This is a genomic window from Chthonomonas sp. (genome assembly GCF_035294505.1).
GTDB lineage: Bacteria > Armatimonadota > Chthonomonadetes > Chthonomonadales > Chthonomonadaceae > Chthonomonas.
The window spans coordinates 18,616-35,934 of record NZ_DATGKU010000163.1 but is presented as its reverse complement, the minus strand read 5'-3'; the positions used below and the strand labels follow the sequence as shown (position 1 = coordinate 35,934).

The following is a 17,319-nucleotide window of genomic DNA, read 5'->3' as shown; positions in this document are numbered from 1 at the left end:
CTTAATCGCAAAGCCAATAGTAGGTAGGTGGGTTTCCCGGATTGCCATCGGTGGCAGCGTTCGGGTCGAGTTGTCCGCTGCGTTCACCACCCGGACACACAACCTCATTGTCGAATGCAGCGCTTGAGACGATGAACTTGCCGTGTCCATCGGCAAACACAATTCCTCCGCCGCGCGGATGCCACTGTTGAAAATAGCCTGGAATGTAGCCATAGCTTGGATTTGTGCCAAACCAAGGCATCATCTCATCTCGCATGAGGCGTGTTTCTGCCGGTAGTGCTAGGGACGCCAGAGTAACCACCTGGGTAGTAGTGTAGAGAATATTGTCTTGGCTCGATTCGTTTGCGATAGTTGTGAAGACGCCGTGATCGAAGCGATAACTTGAACCGTAGCAGTCAAAATAGGTGTTGGTGTTTGGGCAACCATCATTTTGATAGGTGGTATAGAGCGAGGGACCGCCCTGATCATCCGGGCATTTAAAGATGAGATGGTTTTTGACATAAGGCATCAACTCCACTTCTACCCCTTTATGTGCAGGCGTCCCTGAAGGGGCGGGGACATTGTGGATGGGGTCCCAGGTGTTGTAGGCATAGAAGATCGGAAACGTTTCATCGTAATCTTGAAGGTACATCTGCACGGCCATACTCAGTTGTCTGACGTTTGAGGTACAAACGGTTTGACGGGCCTGTTCACGGGCTTGAGCAAAAACGGGGAAGAGGATGGCCGCAAGAATCGCTATTATGGCTATAACCACTAAAAGTTCAATCAATGTAAACGCCTTTTTAGGAGCAGATAGATTCATCGTTTTCTCCTTAGCGCTAGGTGCGCTTTCATTCAACGAGCCGAGGCGATAGCGATGAGCAAAAAGCCATCGCTCCGAGCTTTGGGAGCGATGGCTATATATAGTAGATAAGTCATTGCTTCCCTCCGTCGGCATTACCCGAATCAGGTTCATAGGGTTGGGCTAAGAAAACCCTCTCAGCTTTGCAGCACCCCTAGCATAGAAATAATAGATTATCGCTTAGACTCTACCCCTACAAGGAAGCTTTTGTCAACTGGGAATAGGATTTATGTACAGGCTGCTCATTCGGCCATGACGTAGGCCGATTCGCCATGTTGAGTAAGATCCAAACCTATATTTTCATCTTCTACGCGAACGCGCAGCCCCATGATGGCGTCGAGAATTTTCGTAAGTATCCAGGTTCCTACGGCTGCATAGGCGACTGCGCTGGCGACTGCGATAGTCTGTTTAAGGAACAGGGTTAGTCCTCCACCGTAGAAAAGGCCGTTGCTGCCGGAGCTATTCACAAGCACAGAGGCAAAGAGGCCGGTTGCGAGCGCTCCCCAGATTCCTCCCATTCCATGAACTCCAAATACATCAAGAGCGTCATCGTAATGAAACTTGTGTTTGAGTTTAATGGCATAGAAGGAGATAAAGGCCACTCCAACGCCTATGAGCAGAGCCGGAACAGGACCCACGTATCCGGAGGCCGGTGTAATGGCCACGAGGCCTGCCACCGCACCGGTGGCAAAGCCCAACGCGGTAGGTTTTTTGTAGATACTCCATTCAATAAGTATCCATGTAAGTCCGGCGATGGCTGCGGCAATATGTGTGGCGACGAAGGCGGAAGCGGCAAGCCCACCGGAGGCCAAGGCGCTGCCGGCATTAAAACCGAACCACCCAAACCACAATAGTGCTGTACCTACCAAAGTCATAGTAAGGTTGTGAGGGCGCATCTCTTCTCCAGAATGGAGCATGTCCGTATGGCGCCTGCCAAGGGCTATGGCAAGGACAAGAGCGGAAACGCCGCTACTGATGTGCACTACGGTGCCCCCGGCAAAATCGAGTGCTCCAAGACTGTTAAGCCAACCGTTGTGTCCCCAAACCCAATGAGCGAGTGGACAGTAGACGAAAGTGCTCCAAAGGGTAATGAAGACCACATAGGTCGAAAATTTCATGCGTTCGGCGATCGCCCCGCTGATGAGCGCCGGGGTGATGATGGCGAACATCAGTTGGTAGATCATGTAAACTTGGTGCGGGATGGTGGGGGCATAGTAGGGGGAAGGGTTTTCACCGACATGGTTAAGCCCGAACCAGCGTAAGCTGCCGATGAAAGGGTTTCCCGGTGCGAAAGCGAGAGAGTAGCCCCACAGAAGCCATACAAGGGTCACGATACCGAGGGCCACGAAGCTTTGCATAAGCATGTTAAGCACATTTTTTGAGCGCACCATACCCCCATAGAAGAAAGCGAGCCCAGGGGTCATCAGCATAACGAAGGCAGCAGCGACGAGCATCCAGGCAGTATCGCCCGTGTTAATCGTAGAAGCGGGAGAAGCGGGCGTTTGAGCGCATGCACTTGCGTTGCTAACCATAATAAGAAGAAGCGTTGTGGCGAAGGTTAGAGCCGTTTGGATGCTCGATTTGGTAAACTTGTGAAACATACTTTGTTAGGTTCCTCCTGTGGTAGATAGGCTACATTGCGAAGATTCGGACATTGAGAGTACATAAGAGGGACGCCACCGTCTGAAGGAGGAACCCCGTTCCCCAGACAGACGGCTAGCCGAGACACATTCTTAGTGCGTATCGAGCAGGAAATAGAGTGCACCAATGTGCCATAAGGTTTGAGGCCATTGGGCTAGAGGTGGCTCGGCCACTAGGCGGCTCTAAATGCCGACCACGCCGTCGGTCTGGTAAGAGGATTGCGAAGCGCTCACAGCTATGTGAGTTTGATGGTTCTATTTTGGCACGCCATGAGGATGTGTGTCAATATCTAAATTCGATGCTGACGTAGTGCAAGCAGAATCATGAGATAGCGGGTAAGATAGGCAGAGAAAAAATTGAAGCGAGGAAGGAACGCCTATGCCGCGATTTGATGGACGTGGGAGTGCCCAGTTGCGACCGACGAAGATCACGCGAGGGTTTATGCCCAACGCGGAGGGTTCGTGTTTGATCGAGATGGGGAATACGAAGGTAATCTGTACGGCATCGGTAGAGGAAAAGTTGCCGCCGTTTAGAAAACTCGAAGGAGAGATGGGGTGGGTCACCGCGGAGTATGGGATGTTGCCACGCTCGACTAACATTCGTACGCCTCGGGAGGGGCGAAATGGACCATCTGGCAGGACCGTAGAGATTCAGCGGTTGATAGGAAGGAGCTTGAGGGCGGTTGTTGAGATGCCAGTTCTGGAAGAGCGGACGATCTGGATAGACTGCGACGTGCTTCAAGCAGACGGCGGAACGCGTTGTGCCGCCATTACCGGCTCCTTCGTGGCGCTTGCTGAGGCTTGCAGAAAATTAGTGAATGAAGGTGTTATTGCAAGAATGCCCCTGACAGGAATGGTGGCCGCGGTAAGTGTAGGTGTGGTTGGAAGTGATGAGTTGCTTGATCTCTGCTATGAAGAGGACCATCGTTGTGCCGTGGATATGAATGTGGTAATGACCGACAAGGGCCGTTATGTTGAGATACAGGGGACAGCCGAGACGACACCGTTTGATCGGAATCGCCTTTTGCGTCTTCTCGATCTCGCGCAGGTGGGGCTGGAGCAACTTTTCAAGCTGCAACGTGCGGCACTCGAAGGGATTCTGTAGGCTATGAAGAAGGAGTTACTTGTTGCGACCACGAACCCGAAGAAGGGGCGGGAGATGCTTCAGATTCTTGGGGCGTATTGCCCTGAATTGACGTTGTTGACCCTAAGCGACATCGAGCCGATGCCTATGGTTGAAGAGACTGGGGAGACGTTTTATGAGAATGCCCGTTTGAAAGCGGTCGCCGCAGCGAAACATGCAAGAAGAGTTGCCATTGCAGATGATGGAGGGTTGGTGATTGATGCGTTGGATGGGGCACCCGGCGTTCACTCGCATCGTTTTTTAGGAGCCGATACCTCCTTTGACGAAAAGATGGACAAAATTCTCGAGATCATGCGCCATGTCCCTGATGAAAGGCGCACCTGTCGTTTTCAATGTGTCGTGGTGGTCGCAACTCCTGATGGACAAGAGTTCGTTAGTGAAGGAAGTTGTGAGGGGTTAGTGGCTCATGAAAAACGTGGTCACTATGGATTTGGATATGATCCGATTTTTTATCTACCGCAACTTGGCAGGCACATGGCAGAACTGACGCCCGACGAGAAGCATCGCATAAGTCATCGTGGGGTGGCCTTACGAGGTGTGATCCCGATTCTAAGAAGCCTATTTCAACTCGATTCGAGAGAGTGCTGATGGATAAGTTAGAACAGTATCGAAAGGCTGTAGGGGCTGTTCCTACGGAGATGTTCCGATGGAATTTGTATGGGGCAGGCTTCGAGAACTTTGGACGAAATGGAGCGCCCGAAGTGGAGGAGACGCCGAAATGTGGCACGTATGAGCTGTTAGTACGTCATGATGCTTGTGGCCTATGTTATTCCGACACAAAGGTAGTTGCGCTTGGCGAGCAGCATCCGCGGCTGATCGGGCGTGACCTTACCAAAGAGCCGGTGACGCTAGGGCACGAGGTGTGCTGTACCGTGGTAGAGGTGGGGGCCGATCTGGAAGGACGATTCAAACGTGGAGAGCGCTACGTTATCCAAGCCGACGTGTTTTATAAGGGCAAGTCTATGGCCTATGGCTATGTGTTTCGCGGAGGCTTGTCTGAGTACGGTATCATTCCACGAGAGTTGATCGAGGGGGATGAGGGTTGCTATCTATTGCCAATTCAGGATACAACAGGCTATGTAGAGGCCGCATTGGTAGAGCCTTGGGCCTGTGTGGTCGCGTCCTATGCGATCGCTCATCGCTCACATCCTAAGCCGGGAGGCCGCTTTCTGCTTGTTGTTGGGGAAGGTGGCGAGAACGTTGAGCTGGTGGAGATGTTCTGTGGAGCGAACCTGAGGGAAATCGTTCTTGTAGCTTGTGAGGGACTCGATATTACCTCTATCGTGCGGCAGTTGGAGGCAGCTAGTGTAAAGATGACCCAGCTGTCTGTATGCGATCTGATAAATGGCAGCATCGAAAACTTTGATGATATTGTGATTACCGGTCGTTGGGATGCCCAGGTCGTAGAGAAAGTTTGTGATATGCCGGCCGATGATGGTGTGGTGATCCTTGCATTAACCGAGCCTTTGCCGTCGAAAATTGCCATTGACATCGGACGAGTTCATTATAACCGTCGCTTTTATGTGGGTGTGAAGGGAAATAAGCTGGTGGACGCTTACCAAGAATCGCGTACAGCCGAATTGCGTGCAGGAGGATGCGCCTGGTTTATCGGAGCTGCAGGGCCTATGGGGCAAATGCACGTTCAACGGGCATTACAGTTGCGCGAACCTCCTGAGCTTATCGTTGTAACCGATAGGCATGATGACAGGTTGGCCAGCTTGAATGAGCGCTTTGGGGGCTTAGCTAGACAGCGCAAGATAGAGTTGATTACGCGCAATGTGCGGGGAATGAGTTTCGACCAGCAGGCTGAAATGCTGATAAAACTGACTCGTGGCCGGGCATTCGATGACATCGTTAGCATGGTAGCTGATCCGGCTGCGATAGAAGCGGCCATAACGCTTCTCGCAAAAGGAGGTTGGTTTAATATCTTTGCTGGGGTCGCCAGAGGAACGAAAGTAGAAGTTCCTTGTGAGCGCATTGTGCGGGATGGTTGCCGATTGATCGGCAGCAGTGGTTCCTCCCTAGCCGCCATGCGGGATACGTTGGCACGTGTAGAGCAAGGTGATCTCAACACAAATGCGTCCTTAGCGGCAATTGGGGGGATGGAAGCAGCGCGCGATGGTCTTCAGGCCGTGAAGGAAGGAAAATTTCCTGGAAAGACCCTTATTTTTCCTCACATTCACCAATTGCCGCTAACTGCCTTGCCCGATTTGAAAAGTGTGCTGCCTTCTGTGTATGATAGGTTAGAAGATGGTAAATTTTGGACGAAGGCAGCTGAAGAAGAGCTTATGCGTTTACTGCTTTAAAAAAGGGTCTAACGGTCTGTTTTAAACTGGTATATCGTTGTTTGACGGTAGGTAGTGTTCGGTGTTAGTAGAATTGATGGAAAGTGTGCATGATGCAGCGAGTCGGGAAAATGCTGAGCTTCTAGGCAGAACGCCGCATGAGGGGGATAGGGCTTTCCTTCCCGGCTAGATAGGCTGTCGGGAATGCGATTCATCGTGTAGAGCTGTACCCCAGGCTCGGTTGTATAGGCTTCCATAATACGACCTGTTTTCGGAGCGTAGACTCGTGCCATGAAGGTGAGAGCCATGGCAGCTTCGTTCGGTTTATGAAGGATGAAGTTATGGTCATATCCTCCGATAGCCTCGGGGAGTTCATGAATACGCCTACCGATTGCAGTAGGTTGAGTAAAGTCGAGAGGAGTATTCCTAACGCCCCAGATTTCTCCTGTTGGGATAAGCTCGTCGTTAGTAGGTGTGTAGAGATGGGCGTTGAGCATAAGCTCATGATCAAGGATATCGCCTTCCCCCGATAGGTTAAAATAGGTGTGATTTGTGAGGTTAACGGGGGTATCTAAGTCGGTTGTGGCCAAATAGTCAAGGCGAAGAGCGTTGTCTTCGGTAAGGGTAAACGTAACCGCTAGTTGAAGATTACCCGGAAACCCCTCTTCTCCATCTGGGCTGAGGCGGGAGAAGGTAACAGCGTTTTTGGCCGGTTGCGGAGTTGCATGCCAAAGCTGCTTATCAAACCCCTGTTTGCCGCCGTGAAGGGTATGTGCGCCGTGGTTGGCCGCTAAGACATACTGTCTGCCATGGAGAGTGAACTCTGCATTGGAGATGCGGTTAGCAACCCGCCCGATGGTTGCACCGAAGTGGGGGTGTGGGGCGAGATAGCCCTCTAACCGATTGAAGCCGAGGGTGACCTCACCGATGTTCCCCTCGCGATCGGGTACGGCCAGGGAGGTCAGAATGGCTCCGTAGTTCGTGACGCGAGCGATGGAGCCACGAGAGTTGGTTAGCGTAAAAATAAAGACAGGTTCCTCAAGGCCGACGCCCTTCCCCTCAAGGCCGACGCCCTTCCCCTCAAGGCCGACGCCCTCCCCCTCAAGGCCGACGCCCTTCCCCTCAATACGAAGTTTTCCAAATATCTCCTGTTGAATCAACTTACCCTCCTATTGCATTTTGCCAGATTATTTCAAGGATGACGGAATCGTTTTAAGTGTGATGCTTGCCGATGAGAGACCATTCGATATAGCTCGGATACGAATGAGGCCAGGATGTTCGCCAGCGCGTATAATGAGCAGGCATTTGCCATTGAAGGCATTGCGATAATTGGCAATATTGGGTTGATGACAGCTTGGATCCCCATTTCCCACACCGGCGATTTCGCCTGCTCCCGTCACTTGGAAATGCACGAGATTATCGGCTGTGGGGACTATTCTGCCTTGTGCGTCCACAATATCTACTTCGATGAGAGCCACCTCTTCCCCATCGGCAGGAAGAGTTGTGAGGTTTGTGGAAAGATGCAGGGCAGCTGGAGGGCCTGTTGTCTCGACAACATCGGTGGCAACCACCTTACCGGCTTCATCGTAGGCCTTCGCTTCAAGTTTGCCCGGTTGGTAGGGCACGTTCCACTCCACATGTCCCCATGTAGGCATGGGTTTTTTGCCTAGGCTCTGGCCATTCAGAAACAGTTCTACTTCACTCGCATTACTATAGCACCATACCGTGATGGGTTTTCCTTTAAGGCCGACGCCCTTCCCCTCATATCCCGGCCAGTTCCAATGGGGGAGGATATGGACGAGCGGTTTATCCCCCCACCATGCTTTATAATAATAGTAGTTATCTTTTGGAAATCCACACATGTCCATAATGCCAAAGTGAGCATTGATGCAGGGCCACCAGTAGGGGATAGGTTTGCCCCGATAGTCAAAGCCGGTCCAGACGAAACAGCCTGCAACGAAAGGACGCGTTACAACTGCCTTCCAAGCCACTTCGGCTGTTTGTGCCCATGGAGGCGCGTAAAGGTCATAGGCAGCGACGTAGCCCTTTTGAGGGTCGTTTGTGTAGATGCTTCTATCGCACACCGTGCTAGCCGACTCGCTAGCGAAGAATGGTTTATCTGGAAACTGTTTGTGGAACCAATCGTAGTCTTGGGGGTGGTAATTGCCTCCTTGAAGGTCTTCCACTAGGGTAATGCCACGACCCCAACCACCATTCATGGCACATGTAATAGGGCGTGTAGGATCTAAAGATTGAACCACTTTCTTCATAGCTTCAAAGAGGCGTGCGCCTTCAGGGGTGCCCTGGAGCGGCTCTTCATTGCACATAGACCACATGATGATGCAAGAATGGTTACGATCTCGACGAATCATGTCTGCTAGATCGGATAGATTCGAGTAGGGGGCATCAGGGAGGGTTTTGGGAGTGTAGACAGCACCCAGATGGCGGTTTTCATCCATAACGAGCATTCCAAGATGATCGCAAGCATCGAGCAACGATTCATCTTGCGGATCATGGGCAGTACGATAGGCATTGGAACCCATTTTCTTCAGTTGTTCTATTCTCCACCACTGCAGGTTGTCTGGCAATGCGTTCCCCAACCCTGCGAAATCTTGATGGTTGCATGTTCCCTTAATTTTAATGGGTTTTCCATTGAGGTAAAAGCCGCTATTGGGACGAAACTCAATTGTTCTAATCCCAATGTTTGTGCTGACTTCATCGAGCCTGCGATGATCTTGCTGAAGAATGCATACAACTCGATAGAGATAAGGTGAAACGAGAGACCAAAGATGAGGATGTAAGACAGTTACCTGCTGCTGGGTGTGCGTTATGTGATCCGCTTGAAGTAGGAGGTGAGTGGAAGTGCTCGTTACTTTTTGCCCTGTATTGTCCAATACCAAAGCGATAAGGCGGATAGGAACAGAGCTTTGCCGATTGTTCGTGATATCTATTTGCAGTGTGAGAGTTGCTCGATCAGCTGAAGGGAGCTTTGGGATAGCAAAAACACCCCATGGAGTTATGTGAATAGGATTGGCAATCGTGAGCCAGACATGGCGATAAATACCTCCTCCTTCATACCACCACCCTTCTTCGCCTCGCGCATCCACTCGAACAGCTAAAGTGTTCCATGCCCCATAGTGTAGATAGGGCGACAGATTATAGCGTACTCCAATATACCCGCTGCGATGGCGACCAAGAAAGTGACCGTTAAGCCAAAAGCGGCTATCCCGATAGATGCCTTCGAAGTAGACCCAGATACTCTTGCCTTTTGTTGAGGCAGGTAGATAGAAATACTTTCGGTACCAGGCCACATTTGTCGGCAGATATCCATGAGAGCCATCGGCGTTTTTATCGTAGTGCCCCTCAATGACAAAGTCGTGCGGCAGATGGACGATGCGCCAGCCGCGATCGTCATAGTTTGGGAGAGCTGGGCCTTCAGGGAGATCTAGGTTCGGTAAGAGTGTCACATTCCCAATGCCGGTGATACCGTCGGTACGATGAAGGAGAACGAGAAGGCTGTTTATATTTTCGGTGAGCCATTTACGGGGCAGTGGAACGCTAAAAGGAACATTCCATTGTGAGTGATGATAAAGAAAATGACCATTAAGAAAAACACTCACATCATGGCCCATACTATCGAAGTGTAAGAGGGGATGGTGATAAGGGATAGACGGTAGGAGTGTCCAATATATATTGTAACCTGATTGGCCATGAAAGGTATTCTGATTGGGAGACGTGGTAGGCCATGATGTTACATCCAGGTGTTTTGAGAGATAAGGCACGATATTCGGAGGGCTATTACCTATCTGCGTCCAGCGCCAGTTGGTGATAGGAATGCCCTCATGGGATAGAGGTATATCGCCGAGGTGAAATCGCCATTTGTCGTCCATGCGAAGTCTGACTCTAGCGTTCGCCGCAGTGGAGATGAACAGGACGATGAGGGAGGCAAGCAGAAGGAAGGCGTGCCGACGTTGTAGGGTAGAGCGGGGCATTCAGGATTTCTCCGAAGTTAGACTAGGGCGTATATGATATGATAATAGAACATACCTAGAGTTCGACGTGATATAGGGTATTTCCTTCTCATTGTACAAATCCATTCAGGAGCGAGGCGAAAAAATGGAGCGTTTGAAAGATCAGGTAGCCATTGTTACCGGTGGCGCACAGGGTTTGGGAGAAGCAATTGCTCACCGTCTTGCGCGGGAGGGCTGTCGTGCCATCACCATTGCCGATGTAAAAATTGAGAAAGCCCATGAGACGGCGGAGGAGATAACTCGGGCTACGGGAGCCGAGACGTTGGCGCTGCAGGTAGATGTCACGAACGAGGAGCAGGTAGAGGGGATGACGCAGGAGACCGTTCGGAGGTTTGGTGCGCTGGACCTCCTCGTGGCCAACGCCGGCATTTTAATCGCCTACGATATTACCGAATTCCCTGCCGAGGCCTGGCGAAGGGTGATTGATGTGAATCTATTTGGCTATTTTTTATGTGCCCGTGCGGCGGCAAGGGTCATGGTAAAGCAACGGAAGGGGAATATTATACAAATTAACTCAAAATCGGGCAAGAAGGGGAGTTTTCGCAATAGCGCTTATTCTGCAAGTAAGTTTGGAGGAATAGGGCTAACTCAGTCAATTGCTCTTGATCTAGCGCCTTATGGGGTGCGCGTGAATGCAGTGTGCCCCGGCAACCTTTTAGATGGCACCTTGTGGCAGGAAAGTCTTTATGAGCAATATGCCCGCACGCAAGGCCTCACCAAGGAGGAGGTACGCCTCAAGTACGAAGCGCAGGTGCCTTTAGGGCGAGGATGCACTTATGATGATGTATGTAATGTTGTTGTTTTCTTGGCTTCGGATGAGGCCAGTTATATGACAGGGCAGGCGATCAACGTTACCGGTGGTCAGGAGATGCGCTAACTTGGGAGAAGTGAGGAGGATAAAGGAGTATTCCGCTCCTACAAAGGAACTGTTTGAAGAGGAGTGGCCTCCTCTTGTGTTGGTGGCCACTCCCATTGGGAATTTAGAGGATATAGGCTTACGTGCCCTCAGAGCGTTGCGAAGCGCCGATATTATTGCCAGCGAGGATACACGAAAGACAGGTCTTTTGCTGAAACGCTATTCTATTGAAAAGCAACAGATTTCCCTCCATGAACACAATGAGGAACGGGCTATCAGGCAAATACTGGCTTTTATTCGGGCAGGGAAGCGTATCGCAGTGGTGACGGATGCCGGAACGCCGGGAATTGCGGACCCCGGCTACCTGCTCGTCAGAGAGGCTATTACCGAGAATATACCCTTCACGATGGTGCCAGGCCCGGCCGCATTCGTCATGGCACTGGTTTTGTCGGGGTTGCCGTGTCATAGCTTCACTTTTCGTGGTTTTCCTCCGCGTAAGGCAGGGCCTCGACGACGTTTTTTTGAGGCGGATAGAAACTCTCCTTATACCCTTATCTACTATGAAAGCCCCTATCGCCTCATCGAGAGTCTGGAGATGGCTTTAGAGGTCTTTGGAGATAGGCTGGCGGCTCTTGCGAACGACCTGACTAAGAGATTTGAAAGGGTAGACCGCGGTCTGCTATCGGAAATTTTGGACGTTGCCCGAGGGATGACCCTGCGAGGGGAATTCGTGTTGCTGATAGCCGGTTGTGAACGATCCTCTGTAGAAGATAGGCTTTGATCGCGCTGCGTTACGCGATCAAAGCCTTTTGATGCTCTATCGGTTTAGAGGTCGTATTGGCGAAGTAGGCGCTCAATTTCTGCAATTTCTTGTTCGGAAAGCCGAAAGGTAAGTGCTCCTAGCATTTCGTGAACCTGATCGGGGTGTCGAAAACCAACAATGGCACCAGTTACTGCGGGATGGCGAAGTGTCCAGGCGATAGCGACGACCCCAGGAGGCTGGTTATGACGTGCGCCGATCTGGCGCAACCCCTCAACTAATCCAAGGATGCGTGAGAGACGTGGCTTGTGAAAATCTGGACTTCGCTTGCGCCAGTCGTCATCAGGAAGCGCACTAACGCGCTCAGGGGTCATCTTCCCGCTAAGGAGTCCTGACTGAAGGGGCGAGTAGACAATAACCCCGATACTATGTTTTTGACAGTAAGGGAGAATCTCGGCTTCGATTTCACGTCGTACGAGCGAGTAAGGAGGTTGCAAGGAGGTTATCGGGGCGATAGACCGCACACGTTCCATTTGTTGGACGTTGAAATTGGACACACCGATATAGCGAACTTTTCCTTCCTCTTTCAGTTTCGCTAATGTGCTCCACCCCTCTTCGATGTCTTCTTCGGGTATAGGCCAATGTATTTGATAAAGGTCAATAACATCGGTTTGAAGGCGACGCAGGCTATCTTCGACTTCCTTGCGGATTGATTGAGATTTAAGACTATGTAGAACCTTCCCCTTGTCGTCCCAGAGAAGAGAGCACTTCGTGAAGATATAGGGGCGATGAGAGCTTGTTTGAACGGCTTTTGCAACAATCTCTTCCGAGTGCCCCATACCGTAGACGGCTGCCGTATCGATCCAGTTGATGCCGGCATCGAGAGCTGCGTGAATGGCAGCGATAGAGTCGCGATCGTCTTGGGCTCCCCAGCCATATTCCCATCCTGGTCCGCCGATGGCCCACGCGCCGAAACCGATGGGAGTGATTTCGAGATCGCTGTTGCCGAGCCTGCGTTTTTCCAGTATTGTCATCTCCATGAACTCCTTTCTTAGGGTGTGTTTAAGATTGTATCGCCTGAGACAGAAGAACTATTGCCAACCTCTCCGGCCAGATGAGCAGGTGGTGGCGGAGGATAACCCTCTTTAGGAGGTGGTCGTTCCCTTTTACGAATCGGTGTCGGGCGGAGTCGGCGAAAGAAGCGTGTTTTTTTGACTAGAGAGATCGTCGGTATAATAATACTTCTGTCGAGGGGTGGAGAGGATTCACTAATCAGCGAGGATTTGAAGAGAGAAGTTGGGTAAAGAAGGGACGATCCCAGCATTTATCATCACATCGTCTTCACGGGAGGATGGGGTGGTAGGAAGATGCGGACTACTGCAATTGCCTCATGCTACGGTGGAAACTCCCGTGTTTATGCCTGTAGGCACGCAGGCCACGGTGAAGGCGATGACACCCGACGAGTTGGAGGAGATCGGTTTTGGTTTAATTTTGGGAAATACATACCATCTCCATCTCCGACCTGGCGAGCAACTCATAGCCAGAGCTGGAGGGCTACACCGTTTTGAGGGTTGGAGCGGTGCCATTCTAACGGATAGTGGTGGCTACCAGGTTTTTAGTCTGTCGGGCTTGCGTCGCATTGGGGATGAAGGGGTGGAGTTTCAGTCTCACATCGATGGAAGTCGTCATATCTTCACCCCACAGAGCGTTATAGAGATCGAGCGTCAGTTAGGGGCCGACATCATCATGGCATTCGATGAGTGTCCGGCTTCTACGGTTTCCGAAGAGTATATTCGGCAGGCGATGGAGCGAACACATCGTTGGGCGAAGGTCTGCTTGGAGGAGCATGTACGGCACGGGCGCAAAGCCATCGGTGGGTGGCCTCAGGCGCTTTTTGGGATTGTTCAGGGGGGAATAAGCTACGACTTACGTGCCGAAAGCGCCAGATTCTTGACGGAGTTAGATTTTGATGGCTTTGCCATAGGTGGCCTTGCTGTGGGGGAGGAGGCTGCGGTTAGAAATGAGATTGTGGAGTGGACGGTTCGGTTTCTGCCTGAGGATAAGCCGCGCTACTTAATGGGGGTGGGGACGCCGATAGATATTCTGGAAGCCGTGCGGCGGGGAGTAGATATGTTCGATTGCGTTTTGCCCACTCGTAATGCGCGCAACGCACAGGCATTCACCTCAGAGGGCGTTATCAATCTGAGGAATGCCCGTTATGAGCAGGATTTTACACCGCTTGACTCGAAATGTGACTGTCGAGTTTGTCGGCGTCATACGCGGGCTTATATACGACACCTATTCAAAGCCAAGGAGATTTTAGGTCCCCGACTTATGACGTACCATAACTTAGCGTTCTATTACCGATTGATGAGAAATATAAGGCATCATCTACGCGAGGGAACCTTTAAGACTTTTTACGAGGATATTCGGAACGCCTACCAGGCTAAGGAAGAGACGATAGATGAGTGACTCCAGAGAAGTCATTGCCCAGAATCGGGTGGCATCGCCGCCCCCCAGTAAAACTGCCTCACCTGCGGAAAAGTCTCCGGCAATAAAAGAGGTCGAAGAGCCGATTCTGGCGGCTCAGGAGAAGGCGGCAGAGGTCATTACCCTGCGGGACATACGGAATAACGAGCGGATTCGTGCCTATATTGATGCTGCTAATCGGCAAATGGCAGCAATAGGCTATTCGGAACATGGCTTGCGCCATGCCGGTCTAGTGGCCTCAATCGCACGCAACATCCTGTTGGGACTAGGAGCGGAGCCTCGTACCGCAGAGCTTGCTGCCATCGCCGGCTTCTTGCACGATATCGGGAACTGCATCCACCGCGTCTATCACCCGCAGATCGGGGCCACGATGGCGTTCCAAATCCTAGAGAAGATGAATATGCCGGCAGCCGAGATCGCGCTTGTTGTGGGAGCGATCGGAAATCATGAGGAGCCAGAGGGCGTGCCGATCAATGCGGTAACGGCAGCAGTGATCATTGCGGACAAGTCCGATGTGCACTACACGCGAGTTCAAAATCCCGATCCTTCCACGTATGATATCCATGATCGTGTAAACAATGCCGTGCAAAAATCACACATACTCATAGATGCAGTCCAAAAGATCATTTCACTCGAGCTGGTAGTAGACACAGAAAAAGCGACTGTTATGGAGTATTTCGAGATTTTTGCCGAACGAATGGTTATGTGTCGGAAAGCTGCCGGAGTACTAGGTTGTCGCTTTCGACTCGTGATCAACGATGTACAGATGTAGGTTTAGGATTCGGAAACACACATTAAGGGGGAGACGATGTCTTACATGAGGACAAGGTTCTGGTTGTTTACCTTATTGGCGCTTGTGCTCATCGGGATGGGGGTAACCGCGAATCCATCCTCCTGCCATGCAGAAGCTCGGTTTGTGCCGTTATTCGATGGAAAGGATTTAAACGGGTGGGTTTACGTTGGGCAGGCGCCGGGCTATGAAGTTAAGGATGGGATTATTGTCTGCCCTGCGGGGTGCTCTGGAAATCTCTTTACCGAGAAAGAGTACTCCGATTTTGTATTGGATGTCGATTTTCGGCTATCAGCAAACGCCAACAATGGGATCGGCATACGCGCTCCTTTACAGGGAGATGCGGCCTATATGGGCATGGAAATCCAGATTCTCGATGATAGTGGTTCCATGTATCGGCACCTGCAGCCTTGGCAGTATTGTGGTTCCATTTACAACGTTGTGCCGGCGAAGAGAGGGGCGTTGAAGCCGGTTGGAGAATGGAACCACGAAGAGATTACGGCTATTGGTCGGCATATCAAGGTTGTGATCAACGGAAAAACAGTGGTTAATGCCGATCTGAATAAGGTCGTTGATCCTACGACATTGATGCATCATCCGGGGATGTTGCGGGATACAGGGCATATTGGGTTGTTAGGTCATGAGCCGACAGAGGTGGATTTCAAAAATATCTACATCAAGGACCTAAGCCGTCCACGACCTGACAACGTTCCTCCACCGGGCTTTAAGGCGCTATTTGATGGTAAGGATTTGAAAGGTTGGCGTGGGTGGGTATGTGACCCACCTACCCGTGCGAAAATGACGGAGGCCGAATGGGATGCTGCCGTAAAGCGCGCCACGGCTGAGGCTTTCAAACACTGGAAAGTTGTAGATGGGGTGATAACCTACGACGGTAAGAACAATAATCTGTGTACTGTTAGGGACTATGGGAATTTCGAGTTACTTGTAGACTGGAAAATCTCGCCGCATGGAGATAGTGGTATCTATCTGCGAGGTAGTCCGCAGGTACAGATATGGGATAATCCGATCGGTTCAGGCGGGCTGTACAACAATCAAAAGAACCCGAGTAACCCCACAGTATTTGCAGATAATCCTATAGGAGAATGGAATCGGTTTCGGATTCTGATGATCGGCGATAAAGTAACCGTCTACCTGAATAACAAGCTGGTTGTATGGAATGTAACCCTAGAAAACTATTGGGAGCGAGACAAGCCCATCTATCCGATTGGTCCTATTGAGCTGCAGCACCACTGGACGCCTTTGTGGTTTAAAAACATCTATATCCGCGAACTGCCGCTCCTTCCAGAACAGCGAGCGGCTATAGAGCAGCTGCACTGGCCAGGGCTACCGCGTGATTTGGTGAAACGATAAGGTTTAGAGTAGAATATAGGCGCACAATTTTCTAGTAGGTAAGAAAGGCGCCATCTTGTACTCAGGGGTAATCGCACGATATAGAGAGTGGCTGCCGGTAACTGCAGCCACTCCTATTGTGACTTTGCTGGAGGGGAACACGCCTCTGGTTCCTCTACCACGGCTCGCTGCGGCCATAAGTCCTCATATCACTCTCTATGCCAAATATGAAGGCCTCAATCCAACCGGTTCTTTCAAAGATCGAGGCATGACGATGGCAGTGAGCAAGGCTGTGGAGGCCGGGCAGAGTATTGTGATGTGTGCTTCGACCGGCAATACTTCCGCTTCCGCAGCAGCCTATGCAGCTCATGCTGGGCTTAGTTGCGCAGTGCTGATTCCTGGTGGCAAGATTGCGTTGGGCAAGCTCTCTCAAGCTCTGATGCATGGAGCCAAAGTATTGGCTATAGACGGCAATTTCGATGAGGCCCTTGCGCTTGTCCGTTCGATTTGTGCGGAGTATCCCATTGCGCTTGTCAACTCGGTTAATCCTCATCGTTTACAGGGGCAGAAGACCGTGGCTTTTGAGATTGTCGACGCCTTAGGGGACGCCCCAGATTATCATGCTATGCCGGTAGGCAATGCTGGCAATATCACCGCAGCGTGGATGGGGTACTGCGAGTATCATCGCGCGGGGCGATGTAAGAGACTTCCAAAAATGCTTGGTTTTCAGGCAGCCGGGGCTGCCCCATTGGTTGAGGGTAAACCGATTGCGAAACCGGAGACTGTGGCAACGGCCATTCGCATTGGGAACCCTGCAAGCTGGAAAGGAGCCATTGCTGCCAAGGAGGAGTCGGGAGGTGTGATTGAGGCTGTGACAGACGAGGAGATTCTGGAAGCTTATCGCCTATTACCCACTCTAGAAGGCATTTTCGCCGAACCTGCAAGTGTCGCACCCATAGCGGGTCTTAAGAAACTAGCTGCGAGCGGATTTTTCTGTGAGCCGGCTACCGTTGTGGTTACCCTAACCGGTCACGGCTTAAAGGACCCTGATATGGCCATGCATCTTTCCTCCGAGCAGATTGTTTGCATCCCGCCCAAACGGGAGTCTGTATTACAGGCTTTAGGTGTCTAG

General features: G+C 51.3%; 14 protein-coding genes and 1 riboswitch. Of the genes, 9 read left to right on the top strand and 5 right to left on the bottom strand.

Going from position 1 to position 17,319, the window contains the following annotated elements; genetic code table 11:
* Window position 1: 1 nt before the first annotated feature.
* Together VKV18_RS09245 and VKV18_RS09240 are read right to left on the bottom strand one after the other, a co-directional pair.
* Window positions 2-802, bottom strand: coding sequence for a type II secretion system protein (locus VKV18_RS09245; protein ID WP_324203918.1), 801 nt, complete (start codon window positions 800-802; stop codon window positions 2-4).
* A gap of 103 nt (window positions 803-905) precedes the next feature.
* Window positions 906-1,007, bottom strand: a riboswitch (TPP riboswitch).
* Between the two features lie 76 nt (window positions 1,008-1,083).
* On the bottom strand, window positions 1,084-2,442 hold the full coding sequence (locus VKV18_RS09240) for an ammonium transporter (protein WP_324203917.1): 1,359 nt from the start codon (window positions 2,440-2,442) through the stop codon (window positions 1,084-1,086).
* Window positions 2,443-2,860: 418 nt separating this feature from the next.
* Between VKV18_RS09240 and rph the strand changes: the two genes are divergently transcribed.
* Genes rph through VKV18_RS09225 form a run of 3 tightly spaced genes read left to right on the top strand, consistent with a single transcriptional unit; the run spans window position 2,861 to window position 5,931 of the window.
* Entirely contained in the window at window positions 2,861-3,586 is a 726-nt protein-coding gene (rph, locus tag VKV18_RS09235; protein WP_324203916.1) for a ribonuclease PH, read from the top strand.
* A 3-nt stretch (window positions 3,587-3,589) separates the two neighbouring features.
* The gene (gene rdgB, locus VKV18_RS09230) at window positions 3,590-4,213 is read left to right on the top strand and encodes an RdgB/HAM1 family non-canonical purine NTP pyrophosphatase (RefSeq protein WP_324203915.1); all 624 of its coding nucleotides are present in this window, start codon (window positions 3,590-3,592) and stop codon (window positions 4,211-4,213) included.
* Window positions 4,213-5,931 (top strand): alcohol dehydrogenase catalytic domain-containing protein, encoded by a 1,719-nt coding sequence (locus VKV18_RS09225; RefSeq protein WP_324203914.1) that lies wholly within the window; start codon window positions 4,213-4,215, stop codon window positions 5,929-5,931. Before rdgB ends, VKV18_RS09225 begins: the two co-directional genes overlap by 1 nt.
* Window positions 5,932-5,939: 8 nt before the next feature.
* Here the strand turns inward: VKV18_RS09225 and VKV18_RS09220 are convergent, their stop codons facing one another.
* Together VKV18_RS09220 and galA are read right to left on the bottom strand one after the other, a co-directional pair.
* Complete coding sequence (locus VKV18_RS09220; RefSeq protein ID WP_324203913.1) at window positions 5,940-7,070, bottom strand: aldose epimerase family protein; 1,131 nt, start codon at window positions 7,068-7,070, stop codon at window positions 5,940-5,942.
* Between the two features lie 27 nt (window positions 7,071-7,097).
* Window positions 7,098-9,902, bottom strand: a complete 2,805-nt coding sequence (galA, locus tag VKV18_RS09215; protein WP_324203912.1) for a beta-galactosidase GalA — start codon at window positions 9,900-9,902, stop codon at window positions 7,098-7,100.
* A gap of 124 nt (window positions 9,903-10,026) precedes the next feature.
* Between galA and srlD the strand changes: the two genes are divergently transcribed.
* Both srlD and rsmI read left to right on the top strand, forming a co-directional pair.
* Window positions 10,027-10,818 (top strand): sorbitol-6-phosphate dehydrogenase, encoded by a 792-nt coding sequence (gene srlD / locus VKV18_RS09210; protein WP_324203911.1) that lies wholly within the window; start codon window positions 10,027-10,029, stop codon window positions 10,816-10,818.
* A 10-nt stretch (window positions 10,819-10,828) separates the two neighbouring features.
* Window positions 10,829-11,578, top strand: a complete 750-nt coding sequence (gene rsmI, locus VKV18_RS09205; RefSeq protein WP_324203910.1) for a 16S rRNA (cytidine(1402)-2'-O)-methyltransferase — start codon at window positions 10,829-10,831, stop codon at window positions 11,576-11,578.
* A 44-nt stretch (window positions 11,579-11,622) separates the two neighbouring features.
* Here rsmI and VKV18_RS09200 read toward each other — a convergent pair whose 3' ends face one another.
* On the bottom strand, window positions 11,623-12,582 hold the full coding sequence (locus VKV18_RS09200) for an aldo/keto reductase (RefSeq protein ID WP_345786407.1): 960 nt from the start codon (window positions 12,580-12,582) through the stop codon (window positions 11,623-11,625).
* 301 nt (window positions 12,583-12,883) lie between these two features.
* On the opposite strand from VKV18_RS09200, the gene tgt reads away from it, so the two are divergent.
* From tgt to thrC, 4 genes are read left to right on the top strand one after another with little or no spacing between them, the layout of a single operon-like run.
* A complete protein-coding gene (gene tgt / locus VKV18_RS09195) occupies window positions 12,884-14,029 on the top strand; it encodes a tRNA guanosine(34) transglycosylase Tgt (protein WP_345786406.1) in 1,146 nt (381 codons plus the stop codon).
* Window positions 14,022-14,819, top strand: a complete 798-nt coding sequence (locus VKV18_RS09190) for an HD domain-containing protein (RefSeq protein WP_324203908.1) — start codon at window positions 14,022-14,024, stop codon at window positions 14,817-14,819. Before tgt ends, VKV18_RS09190 begins: the two co-directional genes overlap by 8 nt.
* 45 nt (window positions 14,820-14,864) lie before the next feature.
* Window positions 14,865-16,208, top strand: coding sequence for a DUF1080 domain-containing protein (locus tag VKV18_RS09185; RefSeq protein WP_324203907.1), 1,344 nt, complete (start codon window positions 14,865-14,867; stop codon window positions 16,206-16,208).
* Window positions 16,209-16,263: 55 nt separating this feature from the next.
* Window positions 16,264-17,319: a threonine synthase gene (gene thrC / locus VKV18_RS09180; protein WP_324203906.1), complete on the top strand. Its 1,056-nt coding sequence runs from the start codon at window positions 16,264-16,266 to the stop codon at window positions 17,317-17,319.

Excerpts from the sequence above, each read along its gene's own strand:
- VKV18_RS09245 (WP_324203918.1), bottom strand. The coding sequence starts at position 802 with ATGAATCTATCTGCTCCTAAAAAGGCGTTTACATTGATTGAACTTTTA.
- VKV18_RS09240 (WP_324203917.1), bottom strand. The coding sequence starts at position 2,442 with ATGTTTCACAAGTTTACCAAATCGAGCATCCAAACGGCTCTAACCTTC.
- rph (WP_324203916.1), top strand. The coding sequence starts at position 2,861 with ATGCCGCGATTTGATGGACGTGGGAGTGCCCAGTTGCGACCGACGAAG.
- rdgB (WP_324203915.1), top strand. The coding sequence starts at position 3,590 with ATGAAGAAGGAGTTACTTGTTGCGACCACGAACCCGAAGAAGGGGCGG.
- VKV18_RS09225 (WP_324203914.1), top strand. The coding sequence starts at position 4,213 with ATGGATAAGTTAGAACAGTATCGAAAGGCTGTAGGGGCTGTTCCTACG.
- galA (WP_324203912.1), bottom strand. The coding sequence starts at position 9,902 with ATGCCCCGCTCTACCCTACAACGTCGGCACGCCTTCCTTCTGCTTGCC.
- srlD (WP_324203911.1), top strand. The coding sequence starts at position 10,027 with ATGGAGCGTTTGAAAGATCAGGTAGCCATTGTTACCGGTGGCGCACAG.
- VKV18_RS09190 (WP_324203908.1), top strand. The coding sequence starts at position 14,022 with ATGAGTGACTCCAGAGAAGTCATTGCCCAGAATCGGGTGGCATCGCCG.
- VKV18_RS09185 (WP_324203907.1), top strand. The coding sequence starts at position 14,865 with ATGAGGACAAGGTTCTGGTTGTTTACCTTATTGGCGCTTGTGCTCATC.